This is a genomic window from Priestia sp. 53B2, assembly GCF_056099005.1.
This window is the reverse complement of record NZ_JBLZXA010000014.1, coordinates 1-19066: the sequence shown is the minus strand read 5'-3', so window position 1 is coordinate 19066 and position 19066 is coordinate 1. Positions and strand designations below refer to the sequence as shown.

The 19066-nt window shown below is 38.6% G+C and carries 17 protein-coding genes, 2 tRNA genes, 1 rRNA gene and 2 riboswitches; of the genes, 3 read left to right on the top strand and 17 right to left on the bottom strand.

The window, feature by feature from the left end:
* The 8 genes from ACN6NE_RS12255 to groES all read right to left on the bottom strand — a co-directional run.
* Window positions 1–118 (bottom strand): 16S ribosomal RNA (locus ACN6NE_RS12255); the annotation flags it as partial.
* A 372-nt stretch (window positions 119–490) separates the two neighbouring features.
* Window positions 491–1816, bottom strand: coding sequence for an NCS2 family permease (locus ACN6NE_RS12250; RefSeq protein ID WP_013055032.1), 1326 nt, complete (start codon window positions 1814–1816; stop codon window positions 491–493).
* A 133-nt stretch (window positions 1817–1949) separates the two neighbouring features.
* Window positions 1950–2051, bottom strand: a riboswitch (purine riboswitch).
* Window positions 2052–2148: 97 nt separating this feature from the next.
* Complete coding sequence (guaA, locus tag ACN6NE_RS12245; RefSeq protein ID WP_028410369.1) at window positions 2149–3678, bottom strand: glutamine-hydrolyzing GMP synthase; 1530 nt, start codon at window positions 3676–3678, stop codon at window positions 2149–2151.
* Window positions 3679–3801: 123 nt separating this feature from the next.
* A riboswitch (purine riboswitch) is annotated at window positions 3802–3903 on the bottom strand.
* A gap of 39 nt (window positions 3904–3942) precedes the next feature.
* Window positions 3943–6135, bottom strand: a complete 2193-nt coding sequence (locus ACN6NE_RS12240) for a transglutaminase TgpA family protein (RefSeq protein WP_474325388.1) — start codon at window positions 6133–6135, stop codon at window positions 3943–3945.
* Window positions 6132–7322 (bottom strand): DUF58 domain-containing protein, encoded by a 1191-nt coding sequence (locus tag ACN6NE_RS12235; RefSeq protein WP_129705750.1) that lies wholly within the window; start codon window positions 7320–7322, stop codon window positions 6132–6134. Before ACN6NE_RS12235 ends, ACN6NE_RS12240 begins: the two co-directional genes overlap by 4 nt.
* Before the next feature lie 11 nt (window positions 7323–7333).
* Window positions 7334–8284 (bottom strand): AAA family ATPase, encoded by a 951-nt coding sequence (locus tag ACN6NE_RS12230; protein ID WP_129705748.1) that lies wholly within the window; start codon window positions 8282–8284, stop codon window positions 7334–7336.
* A gap of 158 nt (window positions 8285–8442) precedes the next feature.
* Window positions 8443–10074 (bottom strand): chaperonin GroEL, encoded by a 1632-nt coding sequence (gene groL / locus ACN6NE_RS12225; RefSeq protein ID WP_098548817.1) that lies wholly within the window; start codon window positions 10072–10074, stop codon window positions 8443–8445.
* Window positions 10075–10141: 67 nt separating this feature from the next.
* Window positions 10142–10426, bottom strand: a complete 285-nt coding sequence (groES, locus tag ACN6NE_RS12220) for a co-chaperone GroES (RefSeq protein ID WP_013055026.1) — start codon at window positions 10424–10426, stop codon at window positions 10142–10144.
* 299 nt (window positions 10427–10725) lie between these two features.
* Here groES and ACN6NE_RS12215 point away from each other — a divergent pair, with 299 nt between their 5' ends.
* Window positions 10726–11454 (top strand): CPBP family intramembrane glutamic endopeptidase, encoded by a 729-nt coding sequence (locus ACN6NE_RS12215; protein WP_129705746.1) that lies wholly within the window; start codon window positions 10726–10728, stop codon window positions 11452–11454.
* A complete protein-coding gene (locus ACN6NE_RS12210; protein ID WP_013055024.1) occupies window positions 11451–11678 on the top strand; it encodes a YdiK family protein in 228 nt (75 codons plus the stop codon). Before ACN6NE_RS12215 ends, ACN6NE_RS12210 begins: the two co-directional genes overlap by 4 nt.
* A 25-nt stretch (window positions 11679–11703) precedes the next feature.
* On the opposite strand, the gene tatC is transcribed toward ACN6NE_RS12210, so the two are convergent.
* The 3 genes from tatC to ACN6NE_RS12195 are packed head-to-tail and all read right to left on the bottom strand — an operon-like array spanning window position 11704 to window position 13352.
* Entirely contained in the window at window positions 11704–12459 is a 756-nt protein-coding gene (gene tatC, locus ACN6NE_RS12205; protein ID WP_013055023.1) for a twin-arginine translocase subunit TatC, read from the bottom strand.
* 15 nt (window positions 12460–12474) lie between these two features.
* A complete protein-coding gene (tatA, locus tag ACN6NE_RS12200) occupies window positions 12475–12660 on the bottom strand; it encodes a twin-arginine translocase TatA/TatE family subunit (protein WP_129705744.1) in 186 nt (61 codons plus the stop codon).
* A 53-nt stretch (window positions 12661–12713) separates the two neighbouring features.
* Window positions 12714–13352: a redox-sensing transcriptional repressor Rex gene (locus ACN6NE_RS12195; protein ID WP_129705742.1), complete on the bottom strand. Its 639-nt coding sequence runs from the start codon at window positions 13350–13352 to the stop codon at window positions 12714–12716.
* A 458-nt stretch (window positions 13353–13810) separates the two neighbouring features.
* Here ACN6NE_RS12195 and ACN6NE_RS12190 point away from each other — a divergent pair, with 458 nt between their 5' ends.
* Window positions 13811–15745 (top strand): ABC-F family ATP-binding cassette domain-containing protein, encoded by a 1935-nt coding sequence (locus tag ACN6NE_RS12190; protein WP_129705739.1) that lies wholly within the window; start codon window positions 13811–13813, stop codon window positions 15743–15745.
* Window positions 15746–15999: 254 nt separating this feature from the next.
* Here the strand turns inward: ACN6NE_RS12190 and tsaD are convergent, their stop codons facing one another.
* The 6 genes from tsaD to ACN6NE_RS12160 all read right to left on the bottom strand — a co-directional run bounded on the left by tsaD (window position 16000) and on the right by ACN6NE_RS12160 (window position 19018).
* Window positions 16000–17016 (bottom strand): tRNA (adenosine(37)-N6)-threonylcarbamoyltransferase complex transferase subunit TsaD, encoded by a 1017-nt coding sequence (gene tsaD / locus ACN6NE_RS12185; RefSeq protein WP_129705737.1) that lies wholly within the window; start codon window positions 17014–17016, stop codon window positions 16000–16002.
* Window positions 17013–17462: a ribosomal protein S18-alanine N-acetyltransferase gene (gene rimI, locus ACN6NE_RS12180; RefSeq protein WP_013055018.1), complete on the bottom strand. Its 450-nt coding sequence runs from the start codon at window positions 17460–17462 to the stop codon at window positions 17013–17015. The genes tsaD and rimI overlap by 4 nt, the downstream gene beginning before the upstream one ends.
* Window positions 17463–17475: 13 nt before the next feature.
* Window positions 17476–18174, bottom strand: a complete 699-nt coding sequence (gene tsaB, locus ACN6NE_RS12175; RefSeq protein WP_474325381.1) for a tRNA (adenosine(37)-N6)-threonylcarbamoyltransferase complex dimerization subunit type 1 TsaB — start codon at window positions 18172–18174, stop codon at window positions 17476–17478.
* A complete protein-coding gene (gene tsaE / locus ACN6NE_RS12170) occupies window positions 18171–18641 on the bottom strand; it encodes a tRNA (adenosine(37)-N6)-threonylcarbamoyltransferase complex ATPase subunit type 1 TsaE (RefSeq protein WP_013081426.1) in 471 nt (156 codons plus the stop codon). The genes tsaB and tsaE overlap by 4 nt, the downstream gene beginning before the upstream one ends.
* Window positions 18642–18861: 220 nt before the next feature.
* Window positions 18862–18937 (bottom strand) — tRNA-Asp (locus tag ACN6NE_RS12165).
* A gap of 4 nt (window positions 18938–18941) precedes the next feature.
* Window positions 18942–19018 (bottom strand) — tRNA-Met (locus ACN6NE_RS12160).
* Window positions 19019–19066: the final 48 nt, after the last annotated feature.

The window sequence follows — 19066 nt, the reverse complement described above, 5'->3', positions numbered from 1 at the left end:
TTACTCACCCGTCCGCCGCTAACGTCATAGAAGCAAGCTTCTAATCAGTTCGCTCGACTTGCATGTATTAGGCACGCCGCCAGCGTTCATCCTGAGCCAGGATCAAACTCTCCGAAGAAATGTTTGATTGCTCATATAAAATAAAAAAATTAACGTTGACGTTTGTCGCTTTGTTCAGTTTTCAAAGTTCAACCGTTGCTCTGAAGCAACTTTATTAGTATAACATTCTATCATTTTGATGTCAACATCTTTTTTTAAGATGTTTCTCTCAACTGCGCTGTTCATCAGCGACATTTAATAATTTACCATATATAATATATAGAGTCAATCGTTTTTCTAAAAAACTTTATAAATAAAAAAGTTAATGAAGTAAACCTTCAGTAAAATGATTGAATACTCTCTATTACAATAGCAATCTAGCCGCTATGCAGTTTTCTTATCTTATCATAAAAAAAAAGCCCAGTCATTAAACTGAGCTTTTTTATTTAAACTATTCTGCTAAGAACGCAAAATAGAGTATGAAGATGATACAGAGAGCATACATAATTGGATGAACTTCTTTCCCACGCTTGCTGCATAACATTGTAATAGGATAAAAGATAAACCCAACCGCAATACCTGTTGCAATACTGTATGTTAATGGCATCATAATTACCGTGAAAAATGCGGGAACTGCTACTTCGAACTCTTTCCAATTAATTTCTCCTAAATTTGACACCATCAGAGCTCCTACCGTAATTAAAGCTGGCGCAGTAACAGCTGGCGTTACTACCGCTAACAATGGAGAAAAGAACAGTGCAACTAAGAAAAACGCCGCCGTTACGATTGCAGTAAATCCTGAACGTCCGCCCGCTGCTACTCCAGCTGTAGACTCTACATAAGCTGTTGTTGATGAGGTACCAAGAACAGCACCAACTACAATCGCACTAGAATCTGCCAATAACGCTCTGCCCGCTCGCGGAAGTTTATTATCTTTCATAAGCCCAGCTTGACTCGCTACAGCAACCATCGTACCTGCTGTATCGAAGAAATCAACAAATAAGAAAGTTAAAATGACGACTAGCATCTTTACAGTAAAGATATCACCGATATTTTGAAAAGCTGCCCCAAACGTTGGGTCAAGACTAGGAACTGATGAAACAACTGCTTTAGGTGTATCAATTAAACCAAAAGCCATACCTGCTACAGCCGTTACAATCATACCGATAAATACAGCTGCATTTACTCGAAGCACCATTAATACAATAGTAATTACAATGCCAAAAACCGCAAGTAACGTTGTTGGGTTAGTTAAATCACCCAGCCCAACAAATGTGGCATCATCTTTAACGATGATTCCGGCACCTTTCATACCAATAAAACTAATAAATAAACCAATACCTGCTCCAACAGCCATTTTTAATTCAATAGGAATAGAATTAATAATTTTTTCTCGCAGGCTTGTTAATGTTAAAAGAATAAAAATAACACCTGATATCATAACACCTGTTAAAGCCGTCTGCCATGGAATTCCCATTGTCAGAACAACTGTATAAGCAAAAAATGCGTTTAATCCCATACCTGGAGCTAATGAAATTGGGTATCTACCAAGCACTCCCATAACAATTGATCCCAAAGCTGCAGCTAAAGCAGTAGCTGTAAATACAGCCCCTTGGTCCATTCTCATACTGTCAGGTAGATCCTTTACATCACTTAGTGATAGCACAGATGGATTAACAAATAAAATGTAAGCCATAGATAGAAAAGTTGTAAGGCCAGCTATAAACTCTTTTCGATAGCTAGTACCCAGCTCTTCAAAACGAAAATACTTCTTCACGTTTTTTCCTCCCTTTATAGAAGCCGCATGCACTTAGGCAAGCCATAAAAAATGCCTCTACACTATGGCGCGTAAAGGCATAAAATCGACTAAAAGAGAAATGTATGAGTCAAAAAACAAAAGATTTTTATACATACATGTATTACTTTCTCGTAGTCAAGCCATTTACGGTAGCTCGGTAGAAACTTTTGGGCCTTATCCCCAAGATTATACGACATTAAAGCTATATCTCGCTGTTTTATGTTACTATCCTACCATTAACTTTTTAAAAAAGTCAACAAAAAACGAACATTCTTATAAAAGAATGTTCGTTTGTTCGGTTTTTTTGCATGTTATTCCCATTCAATTGTTGCAGGTGGCTTACTTGTAATATCATACACTACGCGGTTAATATGCTTAACTTCGTTTACAATACGCGTTGAGATAACTTCAAGCACATCCCAAGGAATACGCGCCCAGTCAGAAGTCATACCATCAATCGATGTAACAGCACGAATACCGATTGTGTAATCATACGTACGAGCATCTCCCATTACACCTACACTGCGGATGTCAGGAAGAACCGTAAAGTATTGCCAGATATCGCGCTCTAAGTCAGCTTTTGCAATCTCTTCACGTAAAATAGCATCCGACTCACGTACAATTTCTAACTTCTCTTCCGTAATTGCACCAAGTACACGAATACCTAGACCTGGTCCTGGGAAAGGTTGACGCCAAACGATGTTATCAGGGATACCTAATTCAGAACCTAATGCACGTACTTCATCTTTGAATAGCGTGTTTAACGGTTCGATTAGTTTGAACTGCATATCTTCCGGTAATCCACCTACGTTGTGGTGAGATTTGATCGTTTGAGCTGTAGCTGTCCCACTCTCGATAATATCTGTGTATAGCGTACCTTGAGCTAGGAAATCAAACCCTTTTAATTTAGCAGCTTCGTCATCGAATACATAGATAAATTCATTACCGATGATTTTACGCTTTTGTTCAGGATCTGATACGCCGTTTAATTTTTCTAAGAAGCGATCTTTTGCATCGATTTTAATTACGTTCATATTAAAGCCTTCGCTAAATGTTTCCATTACACTTTCCGCTTCACCTTTACGTAATAAACCGTGATCTACGAACATACATGTTAACTGATCACCAATTGCTTTGTGAATTAATACAGCTACTACTGAAGAGTCTACTCCACCGCTAAGTGCGCAAAGTACTTTTCTATCTCCAACTGTTTCACGGATTTTATCCATTTCAACTTCAATGAAGTTCTCGATTGACCAGTTTGCTTCAGCATGACATACTTCAAACACGAAGTTCTTTAAGATATGGTTACCGTGCACTGAATGGCGAACTTCTGGATGGAACTGCACGCCGTACATATTCTTTTCTTTGTTACTCATTGCGGCAATTGGACAAGATGGGCTAGTTGCGTCCACTTCAAAACCAGCTGGTGTTTCTACAACTAAATCACCGTGACTCATCCAAACAACTTGTTCTTTTGGCAACTCATGGTACATTAATGAATCGTTTTGTACGTTAATCGCTGCTTTACCATATTCACGATGGCTAGCACCTTCTACCTTCCCGCCAAAATGATGAGTCATTAATTGCATTCCATAACAAATACCTAAAACAGGAATACCTAATTCAAAAATGTTTTCATCGCAGTGAAATGCGTTTTCACCGTACACACTGTTTGGGCCTCCAGAGAAAATAATTCCCTTTGGATTTAATGCTTTAATCTCTTCTGCTGTAATTGTGTGCGGATGCAATTCACTATATACTCCGAACTCGCGAATGCGACGCGTAATCAGTTGGTTATATTGACTACCAAAATCTAATACAACAATCATGCCTTCCATCTTGTTCACCTCTCCGAATGTGTAAATAATCACTTGTTATTATGCCCTAAAATATAAAAAAAACTAGACTTCTCCCTCAAAAAACAAAGGCAGAAGTCTAGTTGAGCACGACGTTTATCGTCAAATAGACTGTTCTGCCTTCATAGTCAGATCGTTTAAGGTGACCCGGTAGAGACTCTCGAACCATATTATCGAGGATATATGAAGGTATACGAAACATTTATAGTAAGTTCGAGAATATTCTATCAATCCGCGAAACAATGGTCAAGAACTCGTTTTTTTGATTAAATTTTCCCACAATTCAATCGACTCTTTCCATTCTTTTATGGAATCTGCATCTCGATACAAAACCCGCTCATATTTTCCCGTTAATTTTAGCATATTTACCGTATTTAATTTTCCGTCTACTTCTCCTGCAAAGTCGCGCAGCGTTTGACTTTCTTGCCGCTTTAGTCCATTTGCAGCAAGTCTTTTAAGTAAAAAAGCATACGCTGATTCAAAGGTTTCCACTCTCTCTTTCTTTTTATAAAAAGAGATATAAAAAGGTAAAAACCATTTAAATCGATTGAGATATATTACTATTAACATAACTACAATCAGTCCGTAGAAAAGCACTTTCCACTTCATAGACAACTTAGCATTTTGAAGAGAAGCTGTTTTTTCTTTCCCTCTTTCTTCTTGTGCCGGAAGCTCTTTTTCCTTAGGCTGCTCCTTCACTTGCGTTTCTTGTTTCTCTTCTTCCCTTTGACTATTTTCACTAGAGTTGTTAGGTTGGCTATCTACAAAACCATAAGGATTAGAAAAACTTTTTGTTGGTTCAAAAGGTACCCAGCCCGCTCCTGGAAAATAAACTTCGACCCAAGAATGAGCATTATTTTGTGTAATTTCATAAGTTGTCCACTTACTACTTCCTGAAATGACGGTGGCATCACCTTCTGTATAGCCCTTTACCCACCGAGCAGGAATATCTAATGAACGAAGCAGCACGACCATAGAAGTAGAGAAGTTATCACAGTACCCTCTTTTTGTATCAAATAAAAATTGATCCACATAATCTTTATTTTTCGTAGGAATTGGAACATTTTCAGTATCATATACATATGGATTTGATCGGAAGTATTCTTCAACGGCTTTCGCTTTTTCATAACGATTGTTCTTATTTTTTGTTACCTCACGAGCTAAATCCTTTACTCGTTTCGGCAAGTTAGCAGGAAGTTGTGTATACCTTGCTATAAATTCGTTATTATTCTCTAGACTCTCTGCCTTTTTTTCCTCTGCTTGCTGAAGAAGTCCAATATCAAATACAGGATATTTATACGTCAGCTCATACGATTGAACAGTAACAAGCTTGTCATTTTGATAAGGATATAATTTTTCATTTGTCGGTGTAACATCGGTTTGAATGCCATTTTTTAAGGTTAGCGACAGCAGTTGAGGAACATGCATAAGATGAACAGAAGGCTGCGAATAGGTAACTTCTGCTTTTCTTACTTGTCCTGCTACACTTGAGTCATATTGAGGGAGTAAGTTTTCATTTCCTTTAAAGGGCACTTTTTCTTCCTCTTTAGACAGCTCCCACCCCTTACCTGTATAAACATCCTTCGTTTCAATACGCCAATAGTGCTCATCCTCTACTTTGGCTGTAAACACAACCGTATCATCATTGACAAACGATCCCCCCAATTTAGAATCGTCCATATCATAGCCAATTCGTTGACCGCTTGCAGATTCTCCCTGTCCTTGATTTGTTGTATGCGCTGTGATAAAAGGTACGGGATCTGGCCACTGCGGCCCTGGTTTAGGAGCTAGATAAGCCAGCACAATGACGATAGCTAAAAAGCTGCCTAGAAAAAGAAACGATCGTTTTCTATTTTCTAAACGCTCAGTGCTCGCAGCTTTTATACGTTCAGGATTTATGCGAAGCATGGCTACTAATAAAAACCCGATAATCGTCACGCGAATAATAGCAGCTCCCGCATCGTAAGTAGAAAAGGTATCCAACACGGTAATATACAAAATGGTTAAGAAGAAAAAGAAGAAAATTCTTTTTTGATAAAAGATCCAATATCGAATTAAATAAGCCATAATCCAAAGCAGCACAAAAAATAAAGTGCTCCTCATTTCAAATGATAAATTCGCTATATCCCACTCCATGATACTTTGTGCATCTGACTGAAGAATCTCCAAAAGTCTCGGAAGCCAGTCTGAAGAAAAGAAGGCTTCTTGGAAATAGAGATTGTGAAGCGAAAACAAAATAAACAATATACTCCCTAACGCCATCACGATAAACGGCAAGCGAAACGTTAAACACAAAAAACAGTAAGCAACAAACAAGATAAAGTACTGAATTTGATTGGTATCCGTCACTTCATTTAAAGGAAGAAGCCATTCCACTAATAAAAAGAATGCTCCCGCGTACAATAAGATGTTTTTTACATACAAAGCTGATTTATTCACTTATTTCCGCCCTCATTTCCTTTAGAAGATAGAGGAAGAGGAATATTAACGACTTCAATCGTTAAAGCAGAAGATTGTATTCCATTTACAATAACCGTCTCTTCGTCACTAAGCCCTGCTCCTTCATCTTTAACGACAATTATTGATGCCTTAGCATGCAGACTCAGCTTAGATTGAACCTGCCCAATAAGAGTCCCTGTAACTTGACTGACAATGACCATAAAAGAATGCTGTTTTTGAATGGCAATACTCTTAAATTCTGTTTCGAATGCTCGATTGTTAACAGGCTGGGCACGTGCTAAGTGATACAACAGGTTATCAGACTCACTTTGTTCAGAGGTTTTTGGTGAAAAAAGTGCATCTCCAGCTAAAAGAAAATCGGCTTTTTTACGCTTGGTTTCTTCATGAATGATCATGGATGCCAGAAAGCTCATTCGTTCTTCAAAGTATAGAGAGCTGATAACATCTGCAATGATAATCATACTCCGTTCATGATAATGACCGAACTCTTTAGAAATCAACGTAGCTTTACGAGCCGTCGCCTTCCAATCAATAGACCCTAATCGGTCACCCGGCTGATATTCTCTAATGCCTGTCACTAACGTAGTAGATTGATTCCCCGTCGAAACTTCATTTTTTCCTTCTTCTATTCCCGCTAAAAGAAACGGGATATCTATTTCATGAGTCTGAGGATAAACGATAAATCGCTGCTGCAGCGGATAATATGCCTTCTTTTTTACAATTCCTAATAAATCACTCAGTTCAATCGAAATCGTAAAAAATTCATATTCTCCTCTTTCTACAAACGATCTTTCATACGGAATAACAGCGTTTCGTTGAAAAAGCGGATAAATTGTTCTTTCTTCTTGATCTAAAAGGTTACTCTCCTCTTTCACTGCTGCCATATAAACAGGAAAAGCCGAGGAGCGTGTAATGTGAATGTCATACGAAAGATGATCTCCAGCGAATCGAGGCTGTAGCTTCACATCACGAGTAACATTCCACTTCTTTAACGGATAAAGCAAAACGGCTACCGCATATAACCCAAAAGGTAAGAAGCTATAAAATAAAAACCAGCTGACAAACCCCCCCTGAAACATGGCGTAAGAAAACGTAGCAGCAAAGATGCAGAATAAACCGAACCAGTCTCTACATTTATTCCATATCAATTTTATATACTGTTTCATAAAGTACCCTCTTACCTTTTAACAGGTACTTTCGTATCAGCCATAATTTGCTTCATCACATCACTCGCTGTTAACCCGCTGTACTGAGTATCAGGTCTTAGTGTTAATCGATGTGCACACACATACGAAGCAAGCTCTTGAACATCATCAGGAAGACAGTAATCTCTTCCCTTCACTAAAGCATATGCTTGAACGGCCTTCATAAATGAAACCGTTCCACGAGGACTGATACCTAACGAAACATGTGGATGAGAGCGCGTTTTGCGAATGATTTCAATGATATAGTGCTTGATCGCATCATCTACATAAATACTGCTTACAGCTTTTTGAGCCTGTACTAATTCTGGAATGCTCATGACGGGTTTGACGTCTTCAAGATTGATCTGGGTGGATACGCCATTTAAAATTTGAAGCTCCTCTTCTTGTGTAGGATACCCCATGCTTAATTTGAATAAAAAACGATCCAGCTGCGCTTCCGGCAAATGATAGGTCCCATCAAAATCAACAGGATTTTGAGTAGCCATCACAAAAAAAGGCGCTGGAATTTCCCGGGTGATACCATCGGTTGTTACATGATGCTCAGCCATTGCTTCTAAAAGCGCCGATTGTGTTTTAGGAGAAGTCCTGTTAATCTCATCAGCGAGTACAATGTGGCTCATGATAGGACCTGGACGAAAATGAAATTCCATGTCTTTTGGACTGTAAATAGAAACACCTGTTACGTCGGATGGCAGCAAATCAGGCGTGAATTGAATTCGTTTAAATTCTGCATCAATTGATTTAGCCAGTGCCTTTACTAGCATCGTTTTCCCCACACCCGGCACATCTTCAAGTAAAATATGCCCCTCTGCAAGCAAAGCAACCAAACTCAGCGTAGATACCTGACGTTTTCCAATCAAAATTTGATCGATGTTTTCTAATACTTGGTTTAATTTACTATTAATATGATCCAGCTGAATCAACGAAGCTCCCCCTTAAAACTCAGTTAAGCCTTGAGTTTAGTAAGTTTTCCAGTAAACATAGTACTATCTTAACAAATTTTTAAAAAATCTGAAAATATTAACGCACGCAAAAAAGCGACCAAGTACTCACTTGGTCGCTTTTTCAGAGAGGGCAGTGATTACATCATGCCGCCCATTCCACCCATGCCGCCCATGTCAGGCATTGCAGGAGCTGCGTTTTCTTCTGGCTTGTCAGCAACAACTGCTTCAGTTGTTAAGAACATAGCCGCTACAGAAGAAGCATTTTGAAGAGCTGAGCGCGTTACTTTTGTTGGGTCAACGATACCAGTGTCTAGCATATTTACCCACTCGCCAGTTGCAGCGTTAAATCCAGTTCCAACTGCTTCGCCTTTTAGACGCTCAACGATTACTGATCCTTCTAAACCAGCATTGTGAGCAATTTGACGTACAGGCTCTTCAATCGCACGTAATACGATATTGATACCTGTAGCAGTGTCACCGTCAGCTTCGATGCTTGCTACTTTATTATAGATATTTACTAATGCAGTACCACCACCAGCTACGATACCTTCTTCAACCGCAGCACGCGTAGAGTTTAATGCATCTTCAATACGTAATTTACGTTCTTTTAACTCAGTTTCAGTTGCCGCACCAACTTTAATTACAGCTACGCCACCAGCAAGTTTTGCTAAGCGCTCTTGTAATTTTTCACGGTCAAACTCTGAAGTTGTTTCTTCAAGCTGAGCTTTGATTTGGTTTACGCGTGCTAGGATATCTTCTGCGTTTCCTGCACCGTTTACAACTGTTGTATTTTCTTTTGTTACAACAATTTTAGAAGCGCGACCTAATTGATCGATGCTTGCTGTTTTTAAGTCAAGACCAAGCTCTTCAGTGATTACTTCTCCGCCTGTTAGGATCGCAACGTCTTGTAGCATTGCTTTACGACGATCACCGAAACCAGGAGCTTTAACAGCTACAGCTGTAAATGTACCGCGAAGTTTGTTCACAACTAATGTTGCTAAAGCTTCGCCTTCTACGTCTTCAGCGATGATTAATAGAGGCTTGCCTTGTTGAACAACTTGCTCTAATACCGGTAAAATTTCTTGAATGTTACCGATTTTTTTGTCTGTGATTAAGATGTATGGATCATCTAATACAGCTTCCATTTTATCTGAATCAGTTACCATGTAAGGAGATGCATATCCACGGTCAAACTGCATACCTTCTACCACTTCTAATTCAGTTGTGAAACCTTTTGATTCTTCAAGTGTGATAACGCCGTCGTTACCAACGCGCTCCATTGCTTCAGCAATTAATTGACCTACTTCTTCGTCAGCTGCTGAGATAGCCGCTACTTGAGCAATTGAATCTTTACCTTGAATTGGTTTAGAGATTGCTTTTAGTTCTTCAACCGCTACAGTTACTGCTTTTTCCATACCTTTACGGATACCCATTGGGTTAGCACCAGCCGTTACGTTTTTAAGGCCTTCTCTGATCATTGCTTGCGCTAAAACTGTTGCAGTAGTTGTACCGTCACCAGCAACGTCGTTTGTTTTGCTAGCAACTTCGGCTACTAATTTAGCACCCATATTTTCAAATGCGTCTTCTAATTCGATTTCTTTTGCAATTGTTACACCGTCATTTGTAATAAGCGGTGAACCGAATTTCTTTTCTAATACAACGTTACGACCTTTTGGTCCAAGCGTTACTTTTACAGCATTTGCTAATGTATCTACACCACGTAGCATTGCGCGACGTGCTTCTTCGCTAAATTTAATGTCTTTTGCCATGTTCTTTGACCTCCTCAAGATGTTCTTAATAATCTATTTTTTACGTATGATAAGTTTGTGGTTAAAATTAGCCGATTACAGCTAAAATATCGCTTTCGCGTAAAATTAAGTATTCAGTACCTTCGTATTTCACTTCAGTACCCGCATATTTTGAGAAGATGATACGATCGCCCGCAGCTACTTCTAAAGCTACACGCTCACCGCTTTCTAATACTCGACCTGTACCAACAGCAACAATTTTACCCTCTTGTGGCTTTTCTTTTGCACTGTCCGGTAACACGATACCGCTTGCTGTTTTTTCCTCAGATTTTACAAGTTCAATCACTACGCGATCACCTAATGGCTTTAACAAGTGAAACAACCTCCTCAAATAATATGTTTGCATTTTTATTAGCACTCAACATCAACGAGTGCTAACACAATTATTATATTAAAACAAAGTGGGTTTTTTTTGCAAGTATTAAACAAAAAAAATTTAAAATTTACGACAACTACATATAATAGTCTTAGATTTCGACGATTTTGAGAAATAAAGCATTCTTTTCTCTGTTCAATAATATGTATGTTACAATACGAGCAAGAAGAAATTACTAACTTTACAGTACTTCTTCGACATATATACATAAAAACCTTTTAAAGGAGTATAGAAGATTGGAAAAACGTTATTGGTATGTTATCCTCACCTACATCCTTATGCAGTTTTCAGGAGTTGTTGGTATACCGCTGTTAAAATTAACAGGTATCTTTGAGCAATATCCAGTTCGAACAGCGAATGTCATGCTTTTGACTTATTGGACCATCATTAGCTTTATCCTTGGTTTACTTGTTGTCTTACTGCTGCTGCGCCGTGACATGTCCATGCGTATAGAACATGCGGGAACAACGGTAACTGTTGTCTGGTCAGTCCTTGGGGTGTTCCTGGCTATGGCTGGTCAAGCTGTAGCAGGTATGATTGAGCACTCTCTTGGCATTACCCAAGTATCTGAAAACACACAAAATATTGTTAATCTTGTTAAAGCAACGCCGTTCCTCATTGTGGTTACGTCTGTTATTGGGCCAATTCTAGAAGAGATTATTTTTCGAAAGATTATTTTCGGCTCTCTTCACAAACGATACAATTTCTTTATCTCTGCATTTATTAGTTCCCTTATTTTCGCTGCCGTACACTGGGATTTCAAACATTTGCTCGTGTATACAGCCATGGGATTTGTATTTGCATTCCTTTATGCAAGAACAAAACTAATTATTGTACCCATTATTGCACACGTGTTGATGAATACAATCGTTATTTTATCTCAAACTATTTTTGCAGATAAAATTATAGAAATGCAAAAGCAAGCAGAACAAATGCAGTTTATTTTTGGAGGCATGTTTTCATGAAGAATATCCCTTTAACACGAGGGTTTATTTATATTATTATGGGGATTTTATTTACCTACCTGGCTATTCAAAATGCTCAGGAAACCGTGTGGAACTTCCCTACGATCTTATTTGCACTCGTAGCCGCATTCGATTTCAGATTTGCGGTTCGCATCTTTATCTTGCACTATAAAATTAAAAAGTTGCAGCAGCAATATAAAAATCAAGATGATTCATCTAAATAAAAAAACCACTGTTTCAGTGGTTTTTTTACATACTAACATCTTCTCTTTCTTGCTCTGCCCTTGCCTTTAACACTTTGCGATACGAAATGCGGGAAATAATGATGCTGATTTCATACAAAATTAAGAGCGGCACTGTCACCATCATATGCGAGAGCAATTCCGGTGGTGTAATAAGCGCGGCAATAACTAGCAGTACGAAATAGGCATATTTTCGAATTTGAGATAAAAACATAGGCGTTATAATTCCTAATCGCGTCAAAAACATGACGACGACAGGAAGCTGAAACAACAGGCCAAAAGGCAGTGTGAGCTGCATTAAAAAAGAAAAGTATTCATTAATGCCAATCACTTGGTTTACATTCAGCTCATCAGAAACGCGCGTCATAAAATCGACGACAAATGGAAACAACACAAAATAAGAAAAAGAGACACCGCCGATAAAGAGAAAAATGGAAACAGGAATATATCCAAGCGTTACCTTACGCTCTTTTTCATATAAACCAGGACTAATAAATGCCCAAAGTTGATACAGTGCAACAGGAGCTGCAAGTACACAGCCGATAATAACAGCAAACTGCATATAAATCTTAACTGGATCTGTTAACCTAAATGCATTCATCGTTAAATTTTTTGCCTCATCAGCATGCTGTAAATAGACAATAACCTTATCCGCTATAAAAAAGCCGCCAATTGTGGCAATGACAAAGAAAAATAAAACAATTAAAATGCGCTTTCGCAGCTCTCCTATATGATCATATATTGACATTTCTTGTTCGGTCATACTATGATCACCCTTTTACTCTTTGTCATCTACTTGACGCTGTTTATCTTTTTCACGATCTTCTGATGCACCACTAGCGGCATGCTTAAACTCTCTAAGCGTTTGCCCGACTGACCTTCCTAGCTCCGGTAACCGTTTCGGTCCAAAAATAAGCAGTGCTATAATCGCAATAATAATCCAACTGCCTGCTCCAATCCCCATATTCCCACTCTCCTTATTAATTTAGACTTAAGGAAATCGTAACACAGTCCACCTTATTCAACAGGATAATTTTTCAAAAAATAGACAAGCGACTGTAATTCTACAGCCAGATCAATATGATGCAGTCGAATCTCATCCGATACGTTTAAGCGTGCAGGAGTGAAGTTTAGAATCCCTTTAATTCCGCAATTCACTAAACGATCGGTAATTTGCTGAGCAACAGCGGCAGGAACGGTTAAAATCGCTACTGAGATATCATCACTCATATAATCTTCCAATTGGTCAAGATGATAAACCGGCACGTCGCCTACTTTTGTACCGACTTTATCTTCTATCACATCAAAAGCGCACTCGATTTTGGTGTTATTATTTTTAATAAAATTATAATTTAAAAAGGCCGTTCCCAGATTCCCTACGCCAATCAGTGCTACTTTCGTTACTTCATCTTGGTCTAACGTTTTACGGAAAAATGTAAGTAAATAATTCACATTGTAGCCGTATCCCTTTTTCCCTAATGCTCCAAAGTAAGAAAAGTCCCGACGAATAGTAGCAGAATCTACTTTCACTGCCTCACTTAACTCTGCTGACGAAACACGCTGTTTACCAGAAGCATGCAAGTTTTTTAAAAAACGATAATAAAGCGGCAATCGTTTAGCCGTTGCTTGTGGTATTTTTAATTGTTCAGTGTTCACGTTGTACCCCCTCAGTTCATGTATGTCATTACTAACATTTTCAAGTCACATTGCATTACCTTTCACAAAGCATCAACCGCTTTGAGGTAGCGCTTCCAATTCTCTCTCTTTTCTCTTGTTATATATATACTCCGCTTCACACCCCGACGACTTTTGTCTATCCAGCACTACTTAAAGTCGGTAGCTAGAACGAAGCAATTAGCCCTTCAAAGGATCCGTTTGTTAGTCATGACGGGTTTTCTACACCCATCATATATAAGTTCAGAGATGCACTTATCTCTTATTTTAACATAGTATCCTGTATAAAATGTGCAGGTAAAATCATTTTATTTCATGAATCAAAACATTCGCTTCATCATTTGTCCTTGTCCCTCTACAAATTACAAACGTTTGTAGGAAGAACTTGTAGTTGAAAATATGTTAAAATACACTATGGATATACTACTAGAGGTGAAAAAATGATTATTCTACAATTGAACGGTATTACAAAATACTATGGGGCAGAACCCATTTTATCGAATATAAAGTTAGAAGTACAATCAAAAGACCGCATTGCCCTAGTGGGACGAAACGGTGCTGGTAAATCAACTTTATTAAAAATTATTGCTGAGCAGCTTTCTTATGACAGCGGAGAAATTATTAAACCTAAAGGTGTTTCCATTGATTATATGGGACAAGATACAGTTCTTGAGTCAACACTCTCCATATGGGAAGAAATGATGACGGTCTTTGCTCCGTTAAAGAAGATGGAAAAAGAATTACGTACGCTTGAAACAAAGATGGGCGATCCAGACATTTTTAATGATTCAGTTCAATACGAAAAACTAACCAAAGAGTACGATCAGCTTCAAGTAACGTTCAAAGATTTAGGTGGCTATCAATATGAAGCGGATACACGGTCTATTCTTCACGGTTTCCGTTTTTCAAACTTTGACTATAGCACCCCTATTTCCTCCTTGAGCGGTGGACAAAAAACGCGCTTAGCTCTTGCAAAACTGCTTTTAACAAAGCCAGACTTGCTTATTCTCGATGAGCCTACCAACCACTTAGATATTGAAACTTTAGCATGGCTGGAACAGTTTCTGCAAGGGTATGAAGGAGCTATTTTAATTGTTTCACACGATCGTTACTTCCTTGATAAAGTCGTAAATCAAGTGTATGAAGTCACACAAAAAACAACGGTGAAGTACACGGGCAACTACTCTAAATACCTTGTACAAAAAGCAGAGCGATATGAAAAAGAGTTGCGTCAGTACGAAAAGCAGCAAGATGAAGTCGCAAAACTGAATGATTTTATTCAGCGAAACATCGCCCGCGCATCGACTACAAAACGTGCGCAAAGCAGACGTAAACAGCTCGATCGAATGGAGTTAATAAACCGACCTAACGAAGGTGAAAAATCAGCTAGTTTTTCGTTTGAAATTGAGCGTCAAAGCGGAAATGAAGTCTTAAATCTTGAAAACGTGTCTATCGGATATGATGAACACAAATATATCGTTCAGCAGGCAAACCTTCGGATTAAAAAAGGTGAAAGCCTTGCGTTGGTTGGCCCTAATGGAGTTGGGAAATCTACGTTATTAAAAGGTATTGTGGATAAACTAAGCTTCAAGACTGGAACCATTTCCTTTGGCTCAAACGTAATGGTTGGTTATTACGACCAAGAGCAAGCCAATTTAACGTCTAATAAAACCGTTTTAAATGAGCTTTGGGATGACTATCCATCCAAGCCTGAAAAAGAAATTCGTACAGCTCTTGGAAATTTTCTGTTTTCAGGTGATGATGTACTGAAAATCGTTTCCACGCTTAGCGGTGGTGAAAAAGCACGTTTGGCTCTTGCGAAGCTTATGCTTCAAAAAGCTAATTTCTTAATTTTGGATGAACCTACTAACCATCTTGATTTAGATAGCAAACAAGTACTCGAGAATGCATTAATTGATTACCCAGGGACTCTATTATTTGTTTCACATGACCGTTATTTTATTAATCGTATTGCAAACAAAATAGCAGAGCTATCTTCTGAAGGGGTAGAAGAATTTCTTGGAGATTATGACTATTATGTAGAAAAGAAAGCAGAAATAGAGGAAATCAAAGAATTAGAAAATATAAAAGCAAACGAAGAACGTACGGTAAAAGTAGATAAACAGTCCTATAAACAAGATAAAGAACAAAAGAAATTGATGAGGCAGCGAACACGCCGCATTGAAGAAATTGAAACTGAAGTAAACAAATTAGAAGCCGCACAAGCCGAGAATGAAGAACTTCTTTGTGACCCTGAAATTTATCAAAACCACGAAGAAGTATCAAGACTAAACGGTGAAAATGAAAAAATTTCTTCACAGTTATCCACATTAATGGAAGAGTGGGAAGAATTACAGCTGCTTCTAGAAGAATAGCCTATATTTTTTCGTATCTATTCGCCCTATTTACTTGTTCATGCGCTTTAGAACAAGCTTTATCCACTCTGTGAATAAATCGTGGATATCTGTCTGATTTTCATAATTAAAACTTGTTGATAACAGGTCCGTGTACTGAGTGCACGGACTTTTCCACATAATTATCCACAGTCAATTCTAAATTTATTGAATATTGTTGATAAATCATTTTTATCCACAAAAAAGACGAATGAGAACTAAATCTCATTCGTCTCTTACTCTTCCAAGTCCAAACCGGGATTTGCATTTAATGACATATCTGAACGTTTTCCTTGAGCAAATCGTATACTTGCTGCTGCTCCAATCATTGCGGCATTATCCGTACATAGAGATAGCGGCGGGATAATAAGCTCAATGTTTGATAATGGTGCAAATGCCTCTTCTAGCGCTGCTCTAAGTCCTTTATTAGCAGCAACTCCTCCTGCTAATAAAACTTGCTTAACGTTATATTCCTTTGCAGCTTTAACGGTTTTAGTTACTAACACATCAATGACACTCGCTTGAAAGCTAGCAGCAAGCGTTTGTGGAAGAATTTCTTCACCTTTTTGCTTCGCGTTGTGGACAGTGTTAATAACTGCTGATTTTAATCCACTGAAACTAAAATCATAGGATCCTTCTTCTAGCCAAGCACGCGGCAAATCAATTAATGGCTCTCCTTCATGTGCAAGGCGGTCAATATGAGGTCCGCCTGGATATGGAAGGTTTAACGTGCGGGCTACTTTATCGTAGGCTTCTCCTGCTGCATCATCTCTCGTTTCACCAATCACTTTAAACTGACCGTGACTTTCCATGTATACAAGCTCCGTATGCCCTCCAGATACAACTAGCGATAAAAGCGGGAATTCTAATTTTTTGATTAGCTGATTCGCATAAATATGTCCTGCAATATGATGAACACCAATTAATGGCTTTTGATGTGCAAATGCTAGCGCTTTGGCTGCATTTACGCCAATAAGAAGTGCTCCCACAAGCCCTGGTCCTTCCGTTACAGCTATTGCATCAATATCTGCAAACGTCAAGTTCGCTTGATTTAAAGTTTCTTCAACTACTACCGTAATTTGTTCCACATGATGACGAGATGCAATTTCCGGTACGACACCGCCAAATCGTTTATGGCTTTCTATTTGGGAGGCCACCACATTGGCTACAATTTCATGACCGTTTCGAATCACGGCTGCTGCTGTCTCATCACAGCTTGTTTCTAATGCTAAAATTAATTGATTTTCACTCATAAATTCACCCACATAACTAATGCATCCTCATTGTTATCAGAATAATAATTCTTACGAATACCTCCAGGTTTAAAACCTAGCTTTTGATACAATGATTGTGCAATATGATTAGATACCCTAACTTCTAATGTCATTGACGTAGCACCTAGTTTTCGAAGAACGTCCATCACGTTGCGCAGCAGCAATTCACCGAGTCCCTTGCCTCGGTAGTCTGGCAATAACGCAATGTTGGTTACATGTGCTTCGTCAATAACAATCCACGTTCCGCAATACCCAATAATATTTTCTCCTTCCTCCATCACAATGTAAGTTGAAAATTGATTATTGGTTAACTCATTTTGAAACGCTTCTGAACTCCAAGGTGTCGTAAAAGACTTCTCTTCGATTTTCACTACTTGATCAATATCTTTAACTTCCATTAAACGAAACTTAATTGTTAGTTTCATGTTATACCTTCTTTTATCCTTTTTGCTGTGAAGCAAGCCAGTTGGCTTCGGCTTCAGCTAAACGAATGTAGTTCGGAACAAAAGTATGCACAGACTGCGGCTCTTTCTTCATTCCTAAAAAAGCCAATTCACTTGGTCTTGGATTAAACTGCTGAACCTGGGCAAATACAGCTTGTTCACCCAACACTTCTTTTAACGCCTCTTCATGCATGGGAAGGTCATTGCCTATGAATAAAATAGGTTTGTTGTATGACTTTAAATGTTCCGCCCAGTCCTTATTAATAACAAGTCGATCACTTTCAACTTCTAGAAGACCTCGTTCGTTATTCCATTCATATAGTCCTGTATAAAGCTGTTGACGACGCGCATCAAATAACGGAGCAATATATCCATCAAAATAGCGACCGTTTGCTGCTAGTGCCTCAAGGCTAGATACACCTATTAAAGGAATATTTAAAGTCCAAGCAAGTGTCTTGGCAATGGTAACGCCAATGCGTACACCTGTATAAGACCCGGGACCGTGTGCCACTACTATACGGTCTAGCTCGCTTGGCGCAATATCACAATCTTTTAACAAAGATTCCACAGCGTTCATCACACGAACGGAGTGATTCTTTTTTAGATTCGTAATAATTTCTCCAATTACTTTATTTTCTTCAACGACAGCAACACCCATGACAAAATTGGATGTATCAATGGCTAACATTTTCATCTTTTAAAAAGCTCCTTACATATTTCAACGTACCGACTGCCTATCGCTTTTACAAGGATTTTACGAGTCGTTTCGTTTTCATGGTAAATATTAATTTGAATATATTCATTAGGAAGCTGCTCTTCAATCAGATGAGCCCACTCCACGACCGTCACGCCATCTCCTTCAAAATACTCATCGAACCCTAGGTCTTCAAATTCATCCCCTAGACGGTACACATCCATATGATAAAGAGGAAGGCGACCGCTTTTGTATTCTTTAATGATAGTAAATGTCGGGCTATTCACATTGCGTTCAATTCCTAATCCTTTAGCTAAACTTTTTGTGAATGTTGTCTTTCCAGCTCCCAAATCGCCTTCAAGCAGCAGCACGTCACCAGCTTCTAATAAAGTTGCTAGACGAGCAGCCAGCTGATTAGTTTCATCAGGAGACGTAGACATAAACGTAAATTCGTTAATCTCTGTCATTCATTCAGAACCTCATTTCAATCTGTATATATATATTGTAAACGTTGTGGACTATACATATCCAGTAAGAAATCCAACAATCTTTAACATCGCAATTCTATAAAGAAATTTCTTTGTATATAAAAAATTCCTTAGGATTGCTCCTAAGGACGGTAAAGTTTTATATAAAAATGGTTCAAACAATAAAAAAGACGAAACACATTGTTTCGTTTCTAAAACATGGCGGTCCCGACGGGAATCGAACCCGCGATCTCCTGCGTGACAGGCAGGCATGTTAACCGCTACACCACGGGACCATGTTGGTTGCGGGGACAGGATTTGAACCTGCGACCTTCGGGTTATGAGCCCGACGAGCTACCGAACTGCTCCACCCCGCGATGATAAAAAAGCAAAATAAAAATGCCTAGCGATGTCCTACTCTCACA

What these genes read in the sequence shown, in the direction of transcription:
- guaA (WP_028410369.1), bottom strand. Translation starts at nt 3,678, where the DNA reads ATGGAAGGCATGATTGTTGTATTAGATTTTGGTAGTCAATATAACCAA.
- ACN6NE_RS12235 (WP_129705750.1), bottom strand. Translation starts at nt 7,322, where the DNA reads ATGAAACAGTATATAAAATTGATATGGAATAAATGTAGAGACTGGTTC.
- groL (WP_098548817.1), bottom strand. Translation starts at nt 10,074, where the DNA reads ATGGCAAAAGACATTAAATTTAGCGAAGAAGCACGTCGCGCAATGCTA.
- ACN6NE_RS12210 (WP_013055024.1), top strand. Translation starts at nt 11,451, where the DNA reads ATGAAGAATATCCCTTTAACACGAGGGTTTATTTATATTATTATGGGG.
- tatC (WP_013055023.1), bottom strand. Translation starts at nt 12,459, where the DNA reads ATGACCGAACAAGAAATGTCAATATATGATCATATAGGAGAGCTGCGA.
- tatA (WP_129705744.1), bottom strand. Translation starts at nt 12,660, where the DNA reads ATGGGGATTGGAGCAGGCAGTTGGATTATTATTGCGATTATAGCACTG.
- ACN6NE_RS12190 (WP_129705739.1), top strand. Translation starts at nt 13,811, where the DNA reads ATGATTATTCTACAATTGAACGGTATTACAAAATACTATGGGGCAGAA.
- tsaD (WP_129705737.1), bottom strand. Translation starts at nt 17,016, where the DNA reads ATGAGTGAAAATCAATTAATTTTAGCATTAGAAACAAGCTGTGATGAG.
- rimI (WP_013055018.1), bottom strand. Translation starts at nt 17,462, where the DNA reads ATGAAACTAACAATTAAGTTTCGTTTAATGGAAGTTAAAGATATTGAT.
- tsaB (WP_474325381.1), bottom strand. Translation starts at nt 18,174, where the DNA reads ATGAAAATGTTAGCCATTGATACATCCAATTTTGTCATGGGTGTTGCT.
- tsaE (WP_013081426.1), bottom strand. Translation starts at nt 18,641, where the DNA reads ATGACAGAGATTAACGAATTTACGTTTATGTCTACGTCTCCTGATGAA.